The 16542-nt window shown below is 59.8% G+C and carries 12 protein-coding genes and 2 pseudogenes; 7 read left to right on the top strand and 7 right to left on the bottom strand.

Annotation, left to right across the window (positions count from 1 at the left end):
* Positions 1–47: 47 nt before the first annotated feature.
* Genes BJA_RS42985 through BJA_RS10635 form a run of 3 tightly spaced genes read left to right on the top strand, consistent with a single transcriptional unit; the run spans position 48 to position 1849 of the window.
* Complete coding sequence (locus BJA_RS42985) at positions 48–1046, top strand: DEAD/DEAH box helicase (RefSeq protein ID WP_014497703.1); 999 nt, start codon at positions 48–50, stop codon at positions 1044–1046.
* A gap of 44 nt (positions 1047–1090) precedes the next feature.
* Positions 1091–1534, top strand: coding sequence for a hypothetical protein (locus tag BJA_RS42980; protein WP_011084974.1), 444 nt, complete (start codon positions 1091–1093; stop codon positions 1532–1534).
* 18 nt (positions 1535–1552) lie between these two features.
* Positions 1553–1849, top strand: a complete 297-nt coding sequence (locus BJA_RS10635; protein ID WP_011084973.1) for a DCL family protein — start codon at positions 1553–1555, stop codon at positions 1847–1849.
* A gap of 741 nt (positions 1850–2590) precedes the next feature.
* Here the strand turns inward: BJA_RS10635 and BJA_RS42975 are convergent.
* Positions 2591–2793, bottom strand: a pseudogene (locus tag BJA_RS42975) (transposase); the annotation flags it as partial.
* A 179-nt stretch (positions 2794–2972) separates the two neighbouring features.
* Complete coding sequence (locus tag BJA_RS10630) at positions 2973–4169, bottom strand: sensor histidine kinase (protein WP_014497705.1); 1197 nt, start codon at positions 4167–4169, stop codon at positions 2973–2975.
* A gap of 369 nt (positions 4170–4538) precedes the next feature.
* Here BJA_RS10630 and BJA_RS10625 point away from each other — a divergent pair, with 369 nt between their 5' ends.
* A complete protein-coding gene (locus BJA_RS10625) occupies positions 4539–4772 on the top strand; it encodes a hypothetical protein (RefSeq protein WP_014497706.1) in 234 nt (77 codons plus the stop codon).
* 438 nt (positions 4773–5210) lie between these two features.
* Here the strand turns inward: BJA_RS10625 and BJA_RS10620 are convergent, their stop codons facing one another.
* A complete protein-coding gene (locus tag BJA_RS10620) occupies positions 5211–6893 on the bottom strand; it encodes an ATP-binding protein (RefSeq protein ID WP_011084968.1) in 1683 nt (560 codons plus the stop codon).
* On the bottom strand, positions 6880–8400 hold the full coding sequence (locus BJA_RS10615; protein ID WP_011084967.1) for an ATPase domain-containing protein: 1521 nt from the start codon (positions 8398–8400) through the stop codon (positions 6880–6882). Before BJA_RS10615 ends, BJA_RS10620 begins: the two co-directional genes overlap by 14 nt.
* A 210-nt stretch (positions 8401–8610) precedes the next feature.
* Here BJA_RS10615 and BJA_RS10610 point away from each other — a divergent pair, with 210 nt between their 5' ends.
* Positions 8611–10605, top strand: a complete 1995-nt coding sequence (locus BJA_RS10610) for a hybrid sensor histidine kinase/response regulator (RefSeq protein ID WP_014497709.1) — start codon at positions 8611–8613, stop codon at positions 10603–10605.
* Between the two features lie 507 nt (positions 10606–11112).
* Here BJA_RS10610 and mmsA read toward each other — a convergent pair.
* Positions 11113–12114: pseudogene (gene mmsA / locus BJA_RS10605) on the bottom strand (CoA-acylating methylmalonate-semialdehyde dehydrogenase); the annotation flags it as partial.
* Between mmsA and BJA_RS43630 the strand changes: the two are divergent.
* Positions 12056–12574 (top strand): hypothetical protein, encoded by a 519-nt coding sequence (locus BJA_RS43630; protein WP_011084963.1) that lies wholly within the window; start codon positions 12056–12058, stop codon positions 12572–12574. The pseudogene mmsA and the gene BJA_RS43630 overlap by 59 nt on opposite strands.
* Before the next feature lie 34 nt (positions 12575–12608).
* Positions 12609–13499 carry an SMP-30/gluconolactonase/LRE family protein gene (locus tag BJA_RS10595; protein ID WP_011084962.1) on the top strand — a complete coding sequence of 297 codons (891 nt, stop codon included), beginning with the start codon at positions 12609–12611 and terminating at the stop codon, positions 13497–13499.
* Between the two features lie 45 nt (positions 13500–13544).
* On the opposite strand, the gene BJA_RS10590 is transcribed toward BJA_RS10595, so the two are convergent.
* Both BJA_RS10590 and BJA_RS10585 read right to left on the bottom strand, forming a co-directional pair.
* The gene (locus tag BJA_RS10590) at positions 13545–15437 is read right to left on the bottom strand and encodes a TRAP transporter large permease subunit (protein ID WP_011084961.1); all 1893 of its coding nucleotides are present in this window, start codon (positions 15435–15437) and stop codon (positions 13545–13547) included.
* Positions 15434–16459, bottom strand: coding sequence for a TRAP transporter substrate-binding protein (locus BJA_RS10585; protein ID WP_014497714.1), 1026 nt, complete (start codon positions 16457–16459; stop codon positions 15434–15436). The genes BJA_RS10590 and BJA_RS10585 overlap by 4 nt, the downstream gene beginning before the upstream one ends.
* Positions 16460–16542: the final 83 nt, after the last annotated feature.

Raw genomic sequence — 16542 nt, 5'->3', positions numbered from 1 at the left:
CAGCGGCGCGAGATGGACCGTTCCATCCTGGTGGAATCGAGCGGCGCTTGGCTGCAGGTGAACGATTTTCAGCAACGCTTCTGGCCAATGCGGGCGGAGGAAGTTGGCTCTCGGCGTCCGCCCCCACTGCCTCCGGGAAGACGTTTCTCGTCCTTCAGTGGTTGATCGACCAACTAAGCGCGGGTGACACCCGGGTCGCAGTCTACCTCGCCCCTACCCGCGTGTTAGTTTCGGAGATCGAGACCACTCTCCAAGGTCTTCTCGGCAAGACCAAGCGCATCGAGGTGTCGTCCCTTCCCCTCCGTGACAAGTACGAAGCGGCGCGCGCTGGAGGCGCGCAAGTAATTCTAGTCTCCACGCAGGAGCGGCTGCACCTTCTCGCCAACGTGCTCGGCGACGCGTTCTCAATTGACCTGCTTATCGTGGACGAGGCGCACAAAATCGAGGACAGCCAACGCGGCGTGATCTTGCAGGACGCCGTAGAGCGGGCTAGCCGTGCGAACTCGAAGCTGAAGGTCGTATTCATCAGCCCCGCGACACAGAACCCGGAGGCATTGCTAACGGACGCGCCCGACGGTGTGCAGACTGTCGCCGTCGACAGCGACGCTCCCACCGTTCTCCAGAACCTGATCGTCGCGAACCAAACCCCACGCAAGCCGAAGCTCTGGAACCTGACCGTCCGACAGCAGGGTTCGACACTTCCAGTCGGAACGCTCCAGCTCGCAAGCACGCCAGCGGGACTTAGGAAGCGCCTCGCCTTCATCGCCGCAGCGGCGGGCCAGAGAGGCGGAACGCTCGTCTACACGAACGGCGCCGGAGAGTCGGAGGATGTCGCCGATCTGGTTAGCCAGCTCCTGCCTCAGCCTGGCTCAATCGATCCGGAGCTTGCACAGCTCGCCGACCTCGCCCGGAAGGGCGTACGCCCCAACTTCCGCCTTGCACCGCTCGTTGAACGCGGGGTCGCGTTCCACTTCGGCAATATGCCATCGACGCGGCATCGTGGCGCTTCGAGAGACTGGCCGCCGAAATGGACCCGAGCCGCATGAATGTGGTGAGCAGATAGGCGCCCGAGTCCTTGAGGTTGGCCGAGATGATCCGCGGGAACATCGAGTGGCACCGTACCACCGGTAGGACCTACAGCCTTCCGGTGCAGATCCGCAACACGATGGAGCTGGTCGAGCAAGTCGCGCGATTCAAGGCGCCGAAGTATCTGTCCGCCTACATGGATGTCCTGCACATGCATCTCCGCCAGATCAACCGTGAGGACCTGATTGATCACGGCTTGGACATCGGCACACAACTTGAGTCTGGTATTTCGTCGAGGACCCTCCTCTCACTCATGGAACTCGGTCTCTCCCGCATGAGCGCGGTTGCCTTGTACGAGAAGACCGATCTCAGTAAGGAGGAATGCGTGGCGTGGGTCACCGAACGCGAAGGTCAGCTCGAAGCCATGGATTTCCCGGTCATCATCGTCCGCGAGCTACGCGATCGGCTTCTGCCGCTCGACGACGTGGACAGCAATTCTACCGCTTGATTGGAATGGAGGTTTCACATGCCCGCGAAGCCGATCGACCTCGGCCCACTGCACTTCGCCAAAAGAGGTGACGCCGTTGCTTATTTGAATGACATGCTTCACCGGTACGACGTGGGCGATCGGGTTGGCGCCAATGACACAGTGATTCTACGAGCGGCACTGGAGCACCATCCCGATGCCGAGGCCAAGAAGGGATGCGGAATTACCCACTTTAACGTCCGAACTGCTGACTTCGGTACGAAATGCTTCTGGTTGAACCGTACTGACGGAACGACCGAAAAGTTTTCTCATAGGGCCTGTATCTACGGTACCTAGCTAAGCAATTCGCCGAGCTCGGTTGCATAGCGGTGCGCAGTTCTCGGCCTGGTCGGGCAAGATTTTCGCAGGTTCAAATTGCGGAGGCGCAACCACCGATACCGACATTCGGTTCAAGTTGCGATCTGATGGCTTAAGACCACGGCGTCCCGAACGCAGTGAGCATCTTCTAAGTTATTGATCTTTCTTGGTGTGGTGATCGTCCTCGTCCCGTTTTGTTCACGGTCGTTTCACCCAATTCGTTGCGATTTCATTGCTGCCTTTCGCAACGAGAACGGCGCTCGCTGAAACATCGAGCGTGCGTGTGGCAACGCAACGAGTAGGTTGCCGGCCGCTATTTCGCAGAGGGTCGACTTCCCGCGAGATCTCCAGGAGCGCCAGCAAGTACACTGATAGGGCGTTGCCGCTGCTCGACGGCATGAAGGCGCCCGAGAAAATTGTCGAAACGCGCCGCGGGAGATACTCAAGCCAATTTCGCCTAAACCGGAGACACCGGCGCCAGATCCAGACGAAGACGATATTGAGGATGATCTCGACGAAATCGATGAGGCGTCGCGGCAGGATCCGAAGTTGCCGCACTTTATTCACAATTCACACGGGGATGCAGATCCGCGGCCGCTCAAGGCATGGCTAATCAAACGGCTGATGCCAGCGGTGGGGCATGGCTTGCTGTCGGGTCAGTGGGGCGCCGGCAAAACATGGTGCACCATCTTGGTGCACGGTGAGCGAAGCAGATCGGGTTGGCGGGACGTTGGCCCATGCGCCGTTCTTCGTGGCGAGCTCCTTAATCCAGTCGGCGTCGTAGCCACGTCAGAAAGCTGCATCGATCCGCGCTTCAGACAAGATAGTCGCTTTCTGGCAAGCCGATTCTCGTGAGCCTCGTCGGGCGTCAGCGCCAGCCGGACCGGCAGGCCGTTGGCATCCACGAGTGCATGAATCTCACTGCGAGGAGGTGGAGGCGGCCGGCTTCGTACTGGACGCGGAAAGCACAATGCTCGCGAACAAGGACGATCCGCACTCGATGAAGGTGTTCGATCCCTCGATCAAGGGCGAGACCGATCGCTTCGCCTATCAGTTCGTGAAGCCATGACAGGTCCGGGATGTAGGATGGACGGAACTTCCTCTAATCGAGCGGCACATCAAGTTGGATTGTTGTGCCCTTTGGCTCGTTTGATGAGACCGCGATGCGTCCATTGAGTTGGGCAAGCAGGCTCTTGATCACCTTGAAGCCCAGGCTCGCTCGCGGCTGGTCCATATCGAAATCCGCCGGCAGTCCCACGCCCTGATCCGCTACCACGACATGCAAATCGGCTCCGCGCCCCGCGCCCGCCACCTGGATTTCGCCGGACTTGTCGGAGTAGGCGTGCTTCGCCGCGTTCGTGACAAGCTCATTGATCAGGAGGCCAAGCGGAATTGCCTTGTCCGCCGGAATCATCAGGTGGTCGAACTTACAGTCAATCTTGTAGGCGAGCGTTTCTTGCAGCTTCCTGCAAAGCTCGCCCGCGAAGTCCGCAATATCGACAAACCCGATCCTGGTGCTGCGCCACAGGTGGTCGTGAACCTGGGCGATCGTCGTGATGCGGGAAGCGGCGTCCTTGAGCGCGTTTTGAACTTCCTCGGACTGTGCGCTGCGGGACTGGACGCGGAGCAGGCCTACCACCGACGCCAGGCTGTTCTTGACACGGTGGCTCATCTCTCGAGTCAACATGGCTTGGTGCTCGAGGGCTTTTTGGAGCTCGGCGTCGGCATGCTGCCGCTCAATGGCGATGCCGAGCAGGCCCGCAAAGCCGGCAAGGAAATCAGCATCCGCGAGATCGAACTGACCCGAGTCAGCGCTGTCGACTTCCAGAACACCAAACGGTAGATGACCTTCGCCGCCCCGCGCGATGAGAACGTTGATGGCGCGCTTGATGCCGTGCTCCGACAGTAGTTTCGGCGTTCGAAAGCGGGTTTCTTCCTGCAGGTGGTTGGAAATGACGATTTGGCCGGTATGGAACGCGTAGCCGGCGGGAGACTCCAGATCGACGCCCAGGGATATCTGGCCGATCGTCTCCGGCGCCCATCCGACGCCTGCGCTCACCAGCAACCGTTTTTCCTCCGGCATGTACTCCAGGACCTTGGCAAAAGGTGTTTCGAGACCCTGGGCACAGAGCTGCGTCGCTCGTTGGAGTATCTGGCCGATGTCGCGGGTCTGCAGCGCGGTTCGGCCGAACTCGCCCAGCAAGGACTGTTGCCTCAACCGGTACGGAAGTTCCTGTCTGGTTGCCCCGGTCGATGCGACGGGAGACGTCACGGATTCTGTCCCCGTGAGGGTTGGCATGAACTCGTCCCTTCGAACCCTGGCTGGCCCGCCTTCGGCTTGTAGCATGATAAGTTACGCGCCTAACCTCTTTCCTAGCGTCTAGTGCTTGGCGCGGCCTTGCTGGAAAATACCCTAGTAGGATCTCAATTATGGAACTTACTGTTCCACCACGTCTTACCCTGCCGCGCGACTGCGACGAGGCAGCCAGGGGGAGATTGGCTTTGACCGATGCGGTTAAGATTCTGGTCGTCGAGGACGACCAGCTTATTCGGGCTATGGTCGAAGAAGCTCTTTCAGACGGCGGCTTTGCGTCCACCCTGACGGCGTCTGGCGAGGAAGCCATTACTCTTTTGCAGGCAGGACGACGAATCCAAATTCCGGGCGGTCGTGACCGACATCAACCTGCTGGGAAAGCTCGATGGATGGAAGGTCGGTCGCTCTGCCCGGGAGATCGATCCGACGATGCCCATCATCTACATGACCGGCACTCACGGGGAGGAATGGGCGTCCGAGGGCGTCCCAAACAGCCTACTGCTTGCAAAGCCCTTTGCCCCTGCTCAGATCGTAACCGCGATATCGCAGCTTCTTAACGCGGCCCCGCCGATCCCACCCGCAGACTAGCGAGCCGGTCTCATGGGCGAGAAAGCTGAAGAACCAATCAAGCCTCGCTGGGCTAGTTCGACTAGGCTATCGAGGCCGAGCGGGCCGCATTGGAGGGCGCTCGTAAGCAACGCCCGTTGGGAGAAGCAGAAGCACAAGCTGAACTTCGCCGCGCGCCGGGCCCCAAAAAACATAGTTCACGCCGCCGCCGTTGCGCATCGCCATCAATGGCGCGGCGCAGGCCAACGTGCACCAGATCGAGTCCAAGGCGGCCTGAGCGAACGCGTATAACGGCCCGGCGTTTCAGGCACTACCCCCACTCGTCATCGAATGGGGGAAACGATGAACCCGCCCGGCGGAAGGCCGCAGCGCCGCTTTTCTACGGCGCGCGCACAAACCACCTGAAGGGACGGCTCGAAATCCGTCTACCCGGCAGGTGCACGCTGCCGCTGAGCGGCATTAGAAGCCATCCCTTCCATTCGGCAGGAGGTGCGCGATCTCCGTCGCAAGTTGAGCTTGCGTGTAAGGTTTCGCGAGACGTGCGACGTCTACCACTTCGCTTCCTTCCAGTTCAGCGAACCCCGTCGCAAGCAAGATCGGAAGTCGAGGATATTGGCGGCGCACTTCTCGGGCCAATTCGATTCCTGTCATTCCTGGCATCGCGTGGTCGGTTATTAAAAGATCAGCAGCTAAGCCACTTTCAAGAAGCCGCAACGCCTCAATGGCGGAATGCGCTTCAATCACCTGATGTCCCAGGTCTTCCAGCAGATCGACAGTACTGCCGGCGATCAGAAGATCGTCGTCTACAAAAAGACTCTTCGCTGGCGCCGAGGCTTGGGTAACGATGTTCGGCGCGCGTCCGGAAGGCGGCGACGTTTCACTGGCAACGGGAAGCCAAAGTCTGGCGGTTGTCCCGCTTGAGGGGGTGCTTTCGAGCCGCAGGGCACCTCCGGATTGTTGCGCCAGGCCGAACACCATGGACAAACCCAAACCCGTGCCCTTGCCGACTCCCTTCGTTGAGAAGAAAGGTTCTACGGCCCGGGCCAGCGTTTGTGCGTCCATTCCTTCTCCAGTATCTCGCACCGAGAGCACCACGTATCGGCCTGGTTGGACACCAAGCTGATCGTCGATGTCGACAATTTGCTCGGACAGCCCGATCGTGAGGACGCCGCCAGTAATCATAGCGTCCCGGGCATTCACGGCGAGATTGAGCAGAGCCATTTCGAGCTGGTTCGGGTCGACGTCGACGACCGGCATATTGTCTTCGGCGTGAAGCTCGATCCGAACCATCGGACCCACCGAACGATCTATGAGGCCTATCATGTCTTCCACAAGACTTCGGACGTCTGTAGCTTGCGCCTTCAGTTCCTGCTTGCGCGCAAAAGCGAGTAGCCTTTGTGTTAGAGTGGCGCCACGGCGGGCGCCCTCCATGGCGCCATCCAGGAGCCTGTGAAGTCGAGCATCTTCACCTAGTTTTTTCGAAAGCAGGTCGAGGTTGCCGATGACAGCCATAAGCAGGTTATTGAAATCGTGCGCGACCCCGCCGACAAGTTGGCCCAACGCCTCGATTTTCTGTGCCTGCAGCAACGCTGCCTGGGCCCGCTCGCGACCCGCAATTTCTTCCCGGAGTTGACTGTTCGCCCGCTCAAGGTCAGCCGTTCTCTCCGCAACCAAACGCTCCAGTTCGGCAGAGGCGCCGCGCTGCGCCTCAAGGTACGCACGAGTTTGATACTGTCGTCTTCGAGCGCGCTCTGCGGAAAGTACCGTGGCCTGAAGCGTGATGGCCTGCAAGGGGCGCTCGAGAAAGCCCACGTTACGCAGGCGAATGACCAACTCCCGCCTGAACGCGGCAAACTTGCCACCTTCATTGCGGTTGGTCAGTACGACAAAGGGTTGATCGGACCACGGTGGCTGACGGCCCACCCAGTCCTCCAGAACGCGGGCATTATTGCCGTAGAGCGCCTCCTCCGCCACAACCACGACTTCGATGACCCACTCGAGATTCTCTATCACTTCCTGAAGCGTGTTGCAGACCACGGGACGTAAGCCTGCCCTTTCGATCAACTTGGCAACAGTTGCCGCGTCCCGTCCAATGGGCATCAGGACCAAAACCACGCCTTTTGGCGTTTCAGGCCGGACCATCGGTGTCCCGAGGCATCAAAGGTGCCTCCTCCCCCTTGTACACCGGCGTACCGCCGAAAATGCCACTGAAACCCTTTAGCGGGGGTCCGACGGTGATGCCTTGGTGGCTCAGTTTGAATTCTCGGATCGTATGTTCGTGATTGCCGCTTCGCTTTTTCACGACGGACAGTGCGCGCCGCACGCTGCCATCAAACTCGAAATAACGCAGCATCAGCACGCCATCGGCGAGATAACTAATGTCCAGCGGCGTATCCATCGGTCCGACGAGGCCATGCTGAGCCAGCACGAGGATGGTCAGGGCGCCGCGATGACTGAGATAGCTCAGCAGCTCGTGCATCTGAAGAATCAAAAAGCGCTCATCCGGCATCGCATTGAGATAGCCATTGAGGCTGTCGATTATCACTACCCGCGCGTCAGCACGTTCTACGCTGCTCCGCACCGCGTCGGCAAACTCGCCTGGCGCCATTTCAGCAGGGTCGATTTGCTGAAAATCGATCAAGCCTTTATCGAGCCCGTCTTGAAGTGGAAGTCCCAACGTCTTCGCTCGCGCACTCACAGTGCCGCGTCCTTCGTCGAAGGCAAAAATCACGGAGCGTTCGTTTCGGGCTGCGGCTGCGATCGCATAGGTAAGCGCCAGCGATGATTTTCCAACGCCCGCTGCACCGATGAGGAGCACATTCGTTCCGCGCTCAAGGCCACCGCCCAGAAGAGTGTCCAGTTCCGGATTGCCGCTCAAGACGACGTCGCTGTCGAATTCCTTATGATGTTCTGCTGCGACAAGTCGGGGGTAAACCATGAGACCACCATGCCGGATGGTGAAGTCGTGAAATCCCCCCTTGAATTCGATACCACGCATCTTCACGACACGAAGGCGTCGCCGCTGCGCGCCGTAATCGATTGCCAACTGTTCAAGAAGCACAACGCCATGGGCGATCGAATGCAATTGCAGATCGTTCTGCTGTGATGAAAGGTCATCAAGCAAAACCACAGTGGACTTGCGACCTGAAAAGAAGTGTTTCAACGCGAGGATCTGACGGCGGTATCTAAGGGGGCTTTGTGCCAGCAGGCGAAGCTCCGACAGGCTATCGAGTACAATTCGCGCCGGCGCCAGTGCCTCGACCCGGTCAAAGATCATCTGCGTGGTTTCGCTAAGCTCCATCTCGGCCGGATGCAGCACCGTGAGTTCCTGGCTCGGATCCAGCGTGGTCTCAGGCGGGATCAATTCAAAGATTGTAATGCCGTTGAGCGACCACCCATGACGCTTTGCGACCAGACGCAATTCTTGCTCAGTCTCCGATAGCGTGATGTAGAGGGTCGGTTCGCCGACGCGAACTCCTTCCAGCAAAAATTCCAGAGCGAGGGTTGTCTTGCCTGAACCGGGTTGGCCTTCAAACAGATGCATTCTCTCGGGATCAAAGCCGCCTCCGAGAATGTCATCTAGACCAAAATTTCCGGTGGAAATCCTCGGGAGCTCACAGCCGTCGAGCAACCGCTTTTCCTCATCCATATCAACCCCCGTTTCGCCGCAGGCGGAGCCGCCTTTGATTTATGGAAACTTCTGCTCCCGTGCAGGGTTCCCCGGCCAAGCCGGAGCCTCGACGGCGATACTCACCACTTGCGATCCTGTGGTCTTAAGCATTGCTCGGCCGGCCACGGCGACAGGGGCACAATGCCACGGTGTACGGAACAATCCCGCATCCAAATACGTTGAACCTGTTTGGGAGCGCTCCACCCGTTGAAAACACTGCAAACAAAGCTCGACGGGGTCGCCGACGCGCGGCCGCTTCAACTGCTCATCGACTCCATCGTGGACTACGCCATCTACATGATCGATGTAGATGGCACCGTGCGCAGTTGGAACTCCGGTGCCGAGCGATTGAAGGGCTACTCAGCGGACGAGATCATCGGCAAGTCCTTCTCATTGTTTTATCCGCCCGAGGATCGCGCGAAAGAGCTTCCCCAAACAGCGTTGAAAATTGCGGCAGAGACCGGCCGGTTCAGTTCCGAAGGGTGGCGCGTCCGCAAAGACGGGACCCGCTTTTGGGCGTTAGTCGTCGTGGATGCGATCCGCGACGAGCAAGGTCAGGTGATCGGCTTTGCAAAGGTCACGCGCGACATCACAGAACGTCAGCAGGCCCACAACGATCTGCTGGAGAGCGAGCGACGATACCGTCGATTGATCGAGGCTGTTGTCGATTATGCGATTTTTCAGCTGGATCCTGCCGGCAATATAACCACCTGGAATCCGGGTGCACAGCGCATCAAAGGCTACGATCCGGATGAAATTATCGGTCAGCACTTCAGTCGCTTCTACACGCCTGAAGATATTCAAACTGGCGTACCGAAACGGGCGCTCGCCGAAGCGGCCAAATTGGGACGCTTCGAGGCTGAAGGTTGGCGAGTGCGAAAGGACAGCAGTCGCTTTTGGGCGTCAGTTGTCATCGATCGCATCACCGACGAGGCCGGCGAATTGGTTGGGTTTGCAAAAGTAACGCGTGACGTAACCGAGCGAAAGCAGGCCCAGGACGAACTCCAGCGCACTCAGCAGCAGTTAGCCGCCTCTCAGAAGCTCGAAGCGGTAGGCCAGCTCAGCGGCGGGATCGCGCACGACTTCAATAATCTCCTGATGATCGTGCTTGGCAACCTTGAGACCGCGGAGCGGAACAGCCGCGGCCTGACTAACAGCACGAATCTTCAGCGGGCACTCGCCAATGCCAAGCGGGGCGCGCAGCGTGCCGCAGCACTGACTAGCCGCCTGCTCGCATTCTCCCGTCGGCAAGCGCTGGATCCGCAGCCTATCAATCTGAATATTTTTCTGAATGGATTGCAGGAGTTTCTGCAACGTACCCTCGGTGAACGCATCGAAGTTCAAACCGTCGGAAGTGCGGGTCTCTGGTCGATCGAGGCTGATACCAACCACCTCGAGTCTGCCATTATCAATCTCGGTATCAACGCACGCGACGCGATGCCGGATGGCGGCAAACTCACGGTCGAGGCTATGAACGTATTAGCTGACGAGGACTATTGCCGAGTGAATCCTGAGCTCTCCCCGGGCCATTATGTCATCGTTTGCGTAACAGACACTGGGACCGGGATGACCGCGGACGTCCTCAATCATGCTTTCGAGCCTTTTTTTACCACGAAAGAGCTCGGGCAAGGGACAGGCCTCGGACTTAGCCAAGTCTATGGTTTCGTAAAGCAGTCGGGTGGGCACGTGAAGATCTACAGCGAAGTCGGCCAAGGTACCAGCATCAGAATGTATTTCCCCCGCTACCATGGAGATGCTCGACCCGCCGAGGGTAATGCAGACGAGTTTCGCCCGGAAGGTGAGAAACTGGAGACGATACTCGTCGTCGAAGATGATACGGACCTGCGTGCATATGTTTCTGAGCTTCTGCGAGATTTAAATTATCGCGTGGTTGTGGCATCCAGCGCCCAGGCTGCCTTGACCATCCTTCTGCAGGAAGAGCCGAAGGTTGATCTTGTGCTGACGGATGTCGTCATGCCGGGAATCAATGGACGGGAGATGGGCCGGCGCGCACAGCAGATCCGCCCAGGCATCAAGATCCTGTACATGACAGGTTACTCGCGAAATGCCGTGGTCCACCAAGGGCGCCTTGATGAGGGCGTCGAGCTATTAGAGAAGCCGATCTCTCAGGCAAAACTCGCTTTTCGTGTGCGCGAAATGTTAGACCGGCTTGACCAATACTGAATTGAATTCGCGCCAGCGCAGGCCGTGATCCGGTACACAGGTCAATTCTATTCGCTCTTCTTGTTGGCCAAAGTGCTCCGCGTCGAGAATCTGACGGCGAACTACATGCTTATCGGCGCCACTATCATCACCGTGCCTCTGTATGTCGTGTTCGTCAGTCTTTCGGACAAGATCGGCCGCCGCAAGGCGTATGTCGCTGTGGCCCGAGTATGCGTGGCCGCACCCCAACTTTTTCGGCGCCCGCGGTCGACCTCAGTCGAAATGCGGAGGCGTACAAAATCGCGCCAATGACGGAGAGAGTGTCAGTCAATCCCAAATGAAAGATAAAGCATTTTTAAGTTTCTTGGGCGCCAAAACCCGCCATTCGAGCTACGGCCGAACACAACTGTCTGCGGCATGCTCGAGCATTTCTCTAAGACAGAGGCCGTTAGAATGACCTATGAAAAGAACGAGGGCCGATGGCCCTCGCAGTCTGGGAGAACAGACAAAAGCAGTATCCGGCAGCCGTCATGACATGGTCGGCATGACGAATTCGGCACCGGCCCGTATTCCGGTTGGCCAGCGGCTTGTCACTGTCTTCATTCGCGTGTTGAAGCGGACGCCTTCCGGTCCATGCATGTGATGATCGCCGAAGATCGACGCTTTCCATCCACCGAAGGAGTGGAAGGCCATCGGCACCGGAATCGGAACGTTGATGCCGACCATGCCGACCTTGATCTGGTGAGCAAATTCACGAGCAGCATCGCCGTCACGTGTGAAGATCGATGTCCCGTTGCCGAACTCGTGCTCATTGATCAGCCGCGCGGCCGTCGCATAATCCGGTGCTCGCACGACCGAGAGCACTGGCCCGAAGATCTCCTCCTTGTAGATCTTCATGCTCGGCTTGACGTGATCGAACAAAGTCCCGCCCAGGAAGAAGCCGTCTTCGTAGCCCTGCATTTTGAATTTGCGTCCGTCGACGAGCAACTTCGCGCCGTCCGCAACGCCCGCATCGATGTAGCTTCGGACCTTGTCCAGATGCTGCTTCGTGACAATAGGACCCATCTCGGCCTCGGGATCGGTACCCGGCCCGACCTTCAGGCCTCGAACCTTCGGCTCCAAGGCTGAGATCAGCTTGTCCGCGGTCCCCTCGCCGACCGGTACGGCAACAGAAATCGCCATGCAGCGTTCGCCGGCGGAGCCGTAAGCGGCACCCATCAGTGCATCAACCGCCTGATCCATGTCGGCATCGGGCATCACGATCATGTGGTTCTTGGCGCCGCCGAGAGCCTGACAGCGTTTTCCGGTATTCGCGGCGGTCGAATAGATGTACTGCGCAATGGGCGTGAACCCTACGAAGCTGACCGCCGAGACGTTCGGATGATGCAGTAGCGCGTCGACGGCTTCCTTATCACCCTGCACCACGTTGAAGACGCCATCCGGCAGGCCGGCTTCCTTCAGCCATTCCGCCATGATTAGCGAAGCGGATGGATCACGTTCCGACGGCTTCAGGATGAAGGTGTTTCCGCAGGGGGCTCCGCTTGAACTGTTCGAGCAGCCTCGTACGGGCTTTGTGGCCGGCTTCCTCGGGTCTCCGTCGATCAACCTCGTCCCGGCGACCCTCAAGACAAGCGGCGGCTGCGCCGCAGTTGTGTTTCAGTCCGGCGGTGCGCTGACGCTTCCGAATGCAAGAGCCAAATTGCGGACAGGTGCGGATGGCCAAGAAGTTCTGGTGGGCATTCGACCCCAGCACTTCAGCCGGGCTGGCGGCGGACCTCCGCGCGACGGGGTGGTCTCCTATTCGGCCGTCGTCGACCTCATTCAGCCGACGGGGACCCGTACATTCACCACCATCAAGATCGGCGGCGTCGATGCGGTCGCGGAGTTGCAGGCTCATGACGTCAGCAGCCATGGCGAGCGGATCAACCTCGCCATCGACCTCAATCGCGTGGTGCTGATCGATCCGGCCAGCGGCCTGGTCATCTCGTAACGAGCGCCGGCAATCTGGAGAACGGGAGGAAAAAATGGCGTCGAGACTGTTTGCCACCGGAATTGGAGCTCCGGAGGGGCCGGTGTGCCTGCCCGATGGATCGATGTATGTGACCGAAATGTCCGCGTCGACCCTTTGCATCACACGGCTTGACTCTCGCGGCAATCGCAGGGTGATCCGGACGACTGGCGGGCGTCCGAACGGGTTGACGACTGATGGCCACGGCCGGATCTGGATCGCGGAAGCAGGCCTCCGGGCGCTGATCTGCATCGACGACGGCGGAAACGAGATCCGGCGCATGCAGGGCGAAGGTACGGACCGCTTTCTATTTCCGAACGATCTTTGCTTCGGCCCGAACGGACTGCTCTACCTGACCGACTCCGGCATGGCGGCCGAAGATTTCATCAACGGCCAGGCCTTCGTCGACGGCTATATGGACCTTGATTGGGACGGCCGTGTGTATGAGATCGATCCGGCGGCCATGAAGGTGCTACGCGTGCTCGATCGGAAGATCCGCTTCACCAACGGCATTGCTTTCGGCTCCGACAATCACCTCTATGCCAACGCGTCCTTCACCGGCGAGATCTACCGATATGACGTGCTCGGCGAAGCCTCGCCTAGACGCGAGGTCTTCGGCAACGTCCTGCAACCGAATGCCAATCCCGATTTCAAAGGTCCGGACGGGATGGCCTTCGGCACGGATGGCCGCCTCTATTGCACGGTCTACAACCAGAAGAACGTCAGGGTGCTGGACCGACGGGGTGAAGTCGTCGACCGGCTGATCCTGGATGGGCCGCAGCCGACGAATTGTGCCTTCACGCTCGAGGGCAAGAAGCTACGCGTGACTGAAGTCGGCAAGGGGCAAGTCGAAGAGATCGATATGCCCTGCGAGGGCCTGCCGCTGCATCTGCCGAAGTTCGCCTGACGAGGTGCCTCGCGGTTTTGTCCCGCAAGGCGTCCCGCAGATGCGTCAAAGGAAGCCGATCGATAGCCAGGGCACGGCCGCGACGATCAGCGTGCCGATCAAAAGCGCGATCATGTAGCCCACGATCGGCTTCATGCCCTCGTCCGGGTTGATGCGGCTGATGGCGCAAGCCGCGTAGTAGCCGACGCCGAACGGTGGCGCGAACAGGCCGATGCCCATCGCGAGAACGACCACCATCGCGTAGTGGACATCGTGCACCCCGACCTGCCGCGCGATCGGGAACAGGAGCGGGCCGAACAAGACGATGGCCGGGATCCCTTCCAGAACGCTGCCCAGGATCACGAAGGTCACGATCGTCACGGCAAGGAAGACAGGTACTCCGCCGGGAAGGCTGGTCATGAACTTTGCAAGAGAGGCAGAAAATCCCGACTGGGTCAGCGCCCAGGCCATGCCCGTCGCCGCGCCGATGATGAGCAGGATCGCCCCCGACAGCGAAGCCGTCTCGACCAGCATCGGATAGATGCGGCGCCAGTCGAACTGGCGATAGATGAAGAGTCCCGCACAGGCCGAGTACAGGATCCCGATGGTCGAGACCTCCGTTGCCGTCGCAACGCCTTCGACGACGGCGGTCCGGATCACGAATGGCAGCGCGATGGCCGGTATCGCGATCACAAAGGCGCGGCCAATCTGCCGCCCCGTCGCCCGTTTGACGTGAGACAGGTCCTCGCGGCGGTATCGCCACCACACCACGGCCGCGAGCATGATCGCGAGCACCACGCCCGGAAGCAACCCGCCGGTGAACAGCGCCGAGATCGACACACCGGTCACCGAGCCGATCGTGATCAGAACGAGTGACGGGGGAATCGTCTCGGTCTGCGCCCCCGTCGCGGCCAGGAGCGCAACGAGATCGCCGGGCTTGGCCCCACGCTGCCGCATCTCGGGAAACAGCACTGGAGCCACCGCAGCCATGTCCGCCGCCTTGGAGCCGGAGATGCCTGAGACCAGATACATCGCCCCGACCAGCACGTAGTGCAGTCCGCCACGCACGTGGCCCAAAAGGCTTGCCAGGAAGCTGACCATGGCGCGCGCCATGCCCGTCATCTCGATCAGAAGGCCGAGAAAGACGAAGAGAGGCACGGCAAGCAGGATCAAGTGGCTCATGCCCTCGTCCATTCGTCCGATCATCACGACGTCGGGCGTGCTGGTTGTCAGGGCGAGATAGCCGACCGTGGCGAGGCCAAATGCAAACGCGATCGGCACGGCCGCAAAGACCATCGCGCCGACCACGAAAACGAAGAAGATCAGAAGATTCAGATTGCCAAGTGCCTTCAAGACCGGCGCCAGCAGAATGAACGTTCCGATGATGCCTGCGACGATCGCCAGGGAGGCCAGCAAGCTGCGCAGGCTCGCGATGCGGATGAGCCGGAGGACGGCTGCGATCAGCATCAGCCCGATGCCGATCGGCAGCGCTGCCGCACGCCAGGTGTTGACGATCTCGAGCGCCGGAGTGGTGACGAAGGCCTCGTCGGCGGCGAATTCATAGGCCGGCCAAACGACGAGCACGAGAAATGCCAGCGACGCCGCGGCCGCTATGACATCCAGGAACGCGCGGAGCTCCGCACTGAGCACGCCGACGATGGCGGTCATCCGCATGTGCTCGCCGCGCTGGAACGCAATCACAGACCCGAGCATGGCGAGCCAGAGGAAGAGAATGCCGGCAAGCTCGTCGGACCAGACGATCGGCGAGCGGAATACGTATCTGCCCACGATGCCCGCGGACAGCACCACGATCTCCGCCAGCACGAGCAAGGCCGCCGGGACTGCGACAGCGTGGCCAAGCACCATGTTCGCTGTCACCACCCATCGGCGCGAATTCGCTTGAGATCTGCCGGCCGCGAGCCCGGTATCCACATGCGGCGTATGGCTCACGCTGGTCATGATAGCTGGCCCGCGGCTTTTTCAAGGTGAGACCATGCCTCCTCGCCAAACTTGCCCTTCCAGTCGGCGTAAAAGCTGGTCTTAGACAGCGCCTGGCGGAAAGCGGCACGATCGACGTCGATGAACTTGAGACCTTTGGTCGACAGATCGGCGCGCAGGGACTGGCTGAGCTTTGCGATGTCTGCCCGCTGATCGACCGCGGAGCGATCGAGCTCGCGCGTCACGATCTCCTGCACATCCTTGGGCAGGCGCTCGAAGGCGCGCTTGTTGCCCAGAATCCAGTAGCCATCCCAGACGTGCCCGGTGAGGCTACACGTGCTCTGCACTTCGTAAAGACGCGCGGTCGCGATGATCGGCAACGGATTCTCCTGGCCGTCGACGACCTTGGTCTGCAACGCGGAATAGACCTCGTTGAAGTTGATCGGCGTCGGCCCGGCGCCGAGCGCCTTGAAGAGCGAGGTGAGCAGCGGCGCGGGCGGAACGCGGATCTGGAAATTCTTCAGATCATCCGGCGTCCGGACCTCGCGGCCCGACGAGGTCACCTGACGAAAGCCGTTGTCCCAGGCCTTCGAAACCGCCATGATTGGCGTCTTGGCGATTTGCGCCCGGATGTAAGTGCCGAGGTCGCCGTCCATCGCCTTCCATACGCTGTCGTAGTCGGCGAATGCGAAGCCGGTGTTCACAATGCCTGCGCTAGGTACGAGGGTGGCAAGAATCGAGGACGATTGGTTGAAGAACTCGACGCCGCCGCTGCGAACTTGGGTCAAAAGCTCGGTGTCGGAGCCGAGCTGGTTGGCCGGAAATAGCCTGATCTCCAGCCGACCGCTCGTCGCTTCGCGGATACGGTCGATCGCCTCTTGCGCCCGGATATTCACCGGATGCGTTGGGTCCTGTCCGGTCGCGAACTTGTAGACGAACTCGGCGGCAGACGCCGGGCGGGTGAGAATCCCGCAGAGAGGAACGGTGGTGGCGGCCATCAACAGCGAACGGCGACTGATGCTTCCGGGCTTCGATGCAGTCATGTTTTCCTCCTGGTCCTTCATTGACGTTGCTGCCCGTTGCATCAGCGCAGGCTGACGTGCAGCTTTCCGGGTTCTTCGCTTGC

The sequence above is a fragment of the Bradyrhizobium diazoefficiens USDA 110 genome, from assembly GCF_000011365.1.
GTDB lineage: Bacteria > Pseudomonadota > Alphaproteobacteria > Rhizobiales > Xanthobacteraceae > Bradyrhizobium > Bradyrhizobium diazoefficiens.
Note: the sequence above shows the minus strand (reverse complement) of the source record. Positions and strands in the feature narration are given on the sequence as shown.